The following is a 5,424-nucleotide window of genomic DNA, read 5'->3' as shown; positions in this document are numbered from 1 at the left end:
CTCAACGGTGGACTCGGAATTGCCCACCACTTGGCTGGGCAAAATGAAGGGTTCGTTCGTCGGTCGCCGGACGTACGGTCGACAACCGACCGCGCCGCACGCAGGCGATCACCGTCACTAGGCTCCCGGATGCCCTCAGATCTCGTCGAGTCGGGGGTAGAGCACTTCCTGGGTGAGCAACAGGAGGGCAGCTGCGATCGGAATAGCCACCAGGGCACCAACAATCCCGAGCAGCGCACCGCCGAAGAGGACTGCGACCACGGTTATCAAGCCCGGCAGCCGCACTGCCCGGCCGATGATTCGCGGAATTAGTAGGTAATCCTCAAGAAGCCGAAACACGATGAAAAACGCGACAGTTGCGATGCAAACTGGGAACGAGACGGTCAATGCCACCGCAGCAGTGACGATTCCGGCAAGCGGCGATCCGACGATGGGCACCAAGTCGAGCACCGCGACGAAAATGGCCAGCACCAACGCTTCCGAAGACCGCGGTCCCCGCGCTGACCACCTCGTTGAGGGCGATCCGCCGGAGCCTTTGACCGCGTCGGTGAGCCGTTGTTGGAGATGGAACCGGTCGTTGAGCCGACCGAGAGCCGACGAGTGGTCCTGAGCCTCGTCGGAAGTCATCCCCGCTGCCGGCGATTCGTGCTTCATCGGGGAGTCTCGCGGCGCGACAACCGACGGGCTCTCTAAGTCTGCGGGGAAACCGGGTCGGTCCACGCACCCGTGGGGTAGCTGTGCGGCTCTTTCTCGGTGTCGCCGTGTTGACGGGTCACTGTGACTGTCATGATTCAAACCCTCAGTCGCGCGGGCGAATTAGGCACGTAGATCGCAGGGTGATGCGTCAATCTGACGAATAGTCGATCGCACACACGAATCGGGAAAACCGTATTGGTCAAGAAATGCAGGACCTCTGCGGATGGGTACTCAGCGAATTTTCTCGGGAATCGAATTCAGCGCTTGCAGAATGTGTTCCGCCAGTTCGCTGGCTTCCTTGTCTTTGAGCTTGGAATGGGACATGAGGGTGTCCCGAACCAGTTCCAGGCGAAGGAAATAAGGTGAACGAGTCGTGGTCGGTGAAGCCATCAGATTGTCCTTTTCGATCGGGCATTTCCGCTCGTCATCGAGCTGCCCGACATCTCCTACGTTACGCCGGTTGGCATCATTTGGTGGGACTACGGCGGTCAGCGGCCGGCTGGGCGAGATTTTCGGTTGGATAGCCGAACTGCGGGGTACGCTGCCTCGATGACGGCACGACCGGCGCCACGCGCCGCTGGGCGCACCATGGCCGCTCGGGCCAAATGGTTCCTGCGAGCCCGCCCTGGCGACTACATGCTGGCGGCCAGCGACGCGATAGCGTCCCTACCGGTGGTCGGCCGGCATCTGGAACCCCTCGGCGGCATTACTGCGATGGGCATCTGGGGCTCCCGGTTGGCACCCGCGTTCATGTCGGCGTCGGCCAGGTCGCGGCTCACTCCTGGCATCGGCGAGGCCCGGAAAGCCGAACGTGACCAGACCCAAACGGTTGTGGACGCCGCGTTACGCGGCGTGGTCTCGGGCAGGGACCTTGATGTCGAGTGGCCGTCGCCCGACCACACACCACCATTCTGGCGTGCGCTGCAACACCGCCGCTTCCTGCACCGCTCCTCGGTGCGCTACGGCAAGCACCCGTCGCAACTACTGGACGTGTGGCGTCGTCAGGATCTGCCGGTGTGCCCGGCGCCGGTGTTGATCTTCGTGCCCGGCGGCGCCTGGGTGCACGGCGGGCGTCAGCTCCAGGGCTACGCACTGATGTCACACCTGGCCGAGATGGGCTGGGTCTGCCTGTCGGTGCAATACCGGGTCTCCCCGCGCAACCGCTGGCCGTCGCACATCACCGATGTCAAGACCGCGATCGCCTGGGCTCGCGCCAATGTCGACAAGTTCGGCGGTGACCGCAATTTCATTGCGGTAGCCGGTTGTTCGGCCGGCGGGCACCTGGCGGCGCTGGCGGGGCTGACCGCCAACGACCCCGACATGCAGACCGAGCTGCCACCGGATTCGGATACTTCCGTCGACGCGGTGGTGGGCATTTATGGTCGCTACGATTGGGAGGACCGCTCGACGCCCGAGCGGCAACAGTTCGTCGACTTCCTCGAGCGGGTCGTCGTCAAGCGCCGAATCGACCGGCATCCAGAGGTGTTTGCCAACGCGTCGCCGATCGCGCGGATAGGCCCAGATGCCCCGCCGTTCTTGGTGATTCACGGCAGCAGCGACACGGTGATTCCGGTAGCGCAGGCGCGCAGCTTCGTGCAGCGGCTCCGGTCGATCTCCCGGTCGGTCGTCAGCTACGTGGAACTGCCCGGCGCCGGGCACGGTTTCGACCTGACCGACGGTGCCCGCACCGGCGCGATGTCGACGGCGGTCGGACTGTTCCTGGGTCAGGTTTATCGCGATCGGATGATCGCGGCCACCGGGGACATGTCCAAAGAAGTCATTTAGCCGCAGCCCGGTTGTAATGTCCGACCCATGAAGCGGCTGAGCGGCTGGGACGCGGTACTGCTTTACAGCGAAACGCCGAACGTTCACATGCACACACTCAAAGTCGCGGTCATCGAGCTGGACCCCGACCGTCGTGACTTCGACATCGACGCGTTCCGCCGGGTGATCCATAGTCGGCTCTACAAGCTGGAGCCGTTCTGCTATCAGCTGGTTGACATTCCACTCAAGCTGCATCATCCGATGTGGCGGGAAAACTGCGACGTGGATCTGACCCACCATGTGCGGCCCTGGCGGCTACCGGCGCCGGGGGGCCGACGCCAGCTCGATGAGGCGATCGGCGAGATCGCCAGCACGCCGCTGGACCGGGACCATCCGCTGTGGGAGATGTACTTCGTCGAAGGGCTGGCCGACGACCGGATTGCGGTGGTGGGCAAGGTCCATCACGCACTCGCCGACGGGGTGGCCGCGGCGAACCTGTTGGCGCGCGGCATGGATCTGGCGCCCGGGCCGCAGAGCGGCGAGGTCCGGTACGCGGCCGACCCGGCGCCGTCGACCGCGACCCTGGTGCGGTCGGCGTTCGCCGATCACGTGCGCCATATCGGGAGGATCCCGGGGACCATCGGCTACACCGCGAAGGGCATCAATCGGGTGCGGCAGAGCTCCCGCAAGCTGTCGCCGGAGTTGACGATGCCGTTCACCCCGCCGCCGACCTTCATGAACCACAAGCTCACCCCCGACCGCCGTTTCGCGACCGCCAGTTTGGCGCTCAGTGACATCAAGGAGACCGGCAAGGCGCTCGGCGTCACGATCAACGACATGGTGCTGGCGCTGTCGGCGGGCGCGCTGCGCAAGCTACGACTGAAATACGACGGCGAGTCCGATCACCCGCTGCTGGCATCGGTGCCGGTGAGCTTCGACTTCTCACCGGACCGGGTGTCGGGCAACCGGTTCACCGGGATGATGGTGGCGTTGCCTGCCGACGTCGACGATCCGCTGGAGCGGGTGCGGCGCTCGCACGACTACGCGGTCGACGCCAAGGAGAGCCACCATCTGCTCGGCCCGGAACTCGTCAGTCGATGGGCGGCGTACTTCCCGCCGGCACCCTCGGAGTCGCTGTTCCGGTGGCTGGCCGGGCGTGACGGGCAGAACAAGGTGCTCAACCTGCCGATCTCCAACGTCCCGGGCCCCCGCGAGCGCGGGCGAGTCGGTGGCGCGCTGGTCACCGAGATCTATTCGGTTGGCCCGCTGACCGCTGGCAGCGGTCTGAACATCACGGTGTGGAGCTACGTCGACCAGCTGAATGTCTCGGTGCTCGCCGACGGCGCGACGGTCGACGACCCGCACGAAGTCACCGAGGCGGTGGTCGAGGAGGTCATCGAGATCCGGCGCGCTGCAGGGCTTTCTGAAAGACTGGCGGTGATCGAGGGAGCGCTGGCTCCAGCGTGAGGCTCTGCGCTGAACGTGAAACTGCTGCGACTTTTGCGCGGATTTTCCGCGGTGGCTTCACGCTCGGCGAACGGGCTGAACCTTAACTCACGCGCCACTGCAGGCGCTCGGCCAGGCGGTGTCCAAAGTGCCCACCTCCGAGCGACAATCCGGCGGCGGCGCCGGGTTGTCGCTGAGAGGTGGGCGAAAAGTGTGCCCCTGCCCAGCAGGCCGACCGCCGTCGCTATCCGATCACCGGTAGGCGACGCTGCTCGGCCAGGCCGTCGAGTGCCCTCTGCATGACCCGCCGGACGTGGGAATCGACCGTGTCGATATCTGGATTCTCGCCGAATTCGGCTGTCACATCGATGGGTTCGAGCACCTGCATCACGATCTTGGTCGGCAGCGGCAGGTTGATCGGGAGCACCGCGGAAAGGCCGAACGGGAAGCCGACCGATATCGGCAGGATGTTCACCCGCATCAACTTGTCTAGCCGCAGTGCCTTGGCCAGCCCCATTCCACGCGACAGGTAGAGCTGGCTTTCCTGACCGCCGATGGCCACCGCCGGCACGATCGGGACCCCGGCGTTGATCGCGGCCCGCACGTAACCGGTGCGGCCATCGAAGTCAATCACGTTCTCCGACAACGTCGGTCGGTACACGTCGTAATCGCCGCCCGGAAAGACCACCACCACGCCGCCGGATCGCAGCGCCTCGTCGGCGTTTTCGTGGTTGGCCCGGATGAAGCCGGTGCGGCGGAAGAACTCGCCGGTGGGTCCGGCGAAGATGAGGTCATGGCTCAGCGTGTAGACCGGTCGGTCGTAACCGAACTGCTCGTAGAAACCGGTGGCGAACACCGGCACGTCCATCGCGAACAGTCCGCCCGAATGATTTGCCACCACCAGCGCGCCGCCCGGCGGGAAAGATTCCAGCCCGCGGACCTCGGCCCGGTGATAGCCCTTGATGAGTGGACGAAGCCAGCCCATCACGCGTTCGGTGAGGGCGGGATCCCACTTGGTCATCTCGCTGGGTTCGCTATCGGTGGCAGCCATTTGGCCGTGATGTTAGTCGAGCGACCGCGGGTCGATACGATCTCTGGACAGACACCTGCCGTAGCGAAGAAGGAGCGTCACAGCGTCGTGAGCACTGAAGAAGCCGCCGAGCCCGAAATCCTCGTCGAACAGCGGGACCGGATCCTGATCATCACCATCAACCGGCCCAGGGCCAAGAACGCGGTCAACTCCGCCGTGGCCCACGGCCTGGCCGACGCGATGGACAGGCTCGATTCGGACCCGGGCCTCTCGGTCGGCATCCTGACCGGAGCGGGCGGTTCGTTCTGCGCGGGGATGGACCTCAAAGCGTTTGCCCGTGGTGAGGTGCCCATCGTCGAAGGCCGTGGCATGGGCTTCACCGAGCGTCCGCCGGTCAAGCCGCTGATCGCGGCCGTGGAGGGCTACGCGCTGGCCGGTGGTACCGAGTTGGCGCTCGCCACCGACATGATCGTGGCGTCCAAGGACGC

The 5,424-nt window shown here is 65.1% G+C and carries 5 protein-coding genes and 1 pseudogene; 3 read left to right on the top strand and 3 right to left on the bottom strand.

Annotation, left to right across the window (positions count from 1 at the left end; translation table 11 throughout):
• Positions 1-135 precede the first annotated feature (135 nt).
• Both AC2VOG_RS06005 and AC2VOG_RS06000 read right to left on the bottom strand, forming a co-directional pair.
• A pseudogene (locus tag AC2VOG_RS06005) lies at positions 136-474 on the bottom strand (AI-2E family transporter); the annotation flags it as partial.
• Positions 475-927: 453 nt separating this feature from the next.
• On the bottom strand, positions 928-1,086 hold the full coding sequence (locus tag AC2VOG_RS06000; RefSeq protein ID WP_486939002.1) for a DUF6307 family protein: 159 nt from the start codon (positions 1,084-1,086) through the stop codon (positions 928-930).
• Between the two features lie 159 nt (positions 1,087-1,245).
• Here AC2VOG_RS06000 and AC2VOG_RS05995 point away from each other — a divergent pair, with 159 nt between their 5' ends.
• Both AC2VOG_RS05995 and AC2VOG_RS05990 read left to right on the top strand, forming a co-directional pair.
• Positions 1,246-2,481: an alpha/beta hydrolase fold domain-containing protein gene (locus AC2VOG_RS05995; protein ID WP_486939001.1), complete on the top strand. Its 1,236-nt coding sequence runs from the start codon at positions 1,246-1,248 to the stop codon at positions 2,479-2,481.
• Positions 2,482-2,508: 27 nt separating this feature from the next.
• Positions 2,509-3,927 (top strand): WS/DGAT/MGAT family O-acyltransferase, encoded by a 1,419-nt coding sequence (locus AC2VOG_RS05990; protein WP_486939000.1) that lies wholly within the window; start codon positions 2,509-2,511, stop codon positions 3,925-3,927.
• A gap of 223 nt (positions 3,928-4,150) precedes the next feature.
• Here AC2VOG_RS05990 and AC2VOG_RS05985 read toward each other — a convergent pair whose 3' ends face one another.
• The gene (locus tag AC2VOG_RS05985) at positions 4,151-4,957 is read right to left on the bottom strand and encodes a 1-acyl-sn-glycerol-3-phosphate acyltransferase (protein ID WP_486938999.1); all 807 of its coding nucleotides are present in this window, start codon (positions 4,955-4,957) and stop codon (positions 4,151-4,153) included.
• 87 nt (positions 4,958-5,044) lie between these two features.
• On the opposite strand from AC2VOG_RS05985, the gene AC2VOG_RS05980 reads away from it, so the two are divergent.
• A partial coding sequence (locus AC2VOG_RS05980; RefSeq protein WP_486938998.1) for an enoyl-CoA hydratase-related protein occupies positions 5,045-5,424 on the top strand: 380 nt, incomplete at its 3' end.

Source organism: Mycobacterium sp. TH-M11, assembly GCF_057473725.1.
This window is presented reverse-complemented; position numbering and strand designations above follow the sequence as displayed.

Bases quoted from the DNA above. Each gene is read 5' to 3' on its own strand.
- AC2VOG_RS06000 (WP_486939002.1), bottom strand. From the start codon at position 1,086: ATGGCTTCACCGACCACGACTCGTTCACCTTATTTCCTTCGCCTGGAA.
- AC2VOG_RS05995 (WP_486939001.1), top strand. From the start codon at position 1,246: ATGACGGCACGACCGGCGCCACGCGCCGCTGGGCGCACCATGGCCGCT.
- AC2VOG_RS05990 (WP_486939000.1), top strand. From the start codon at position 2,509: ATGAAGCGGCTGAGCGGCTGGGACGCGGTACTGCTTTACAGCGAAACG.
- AC2VOG_RS05985 (WP_486938999.1), bottom strand. From the start codon at position 4,957: ATGGCTGCCACCGATAGCGAACCCAGCGAGATGACCAAGTGGGATCCC.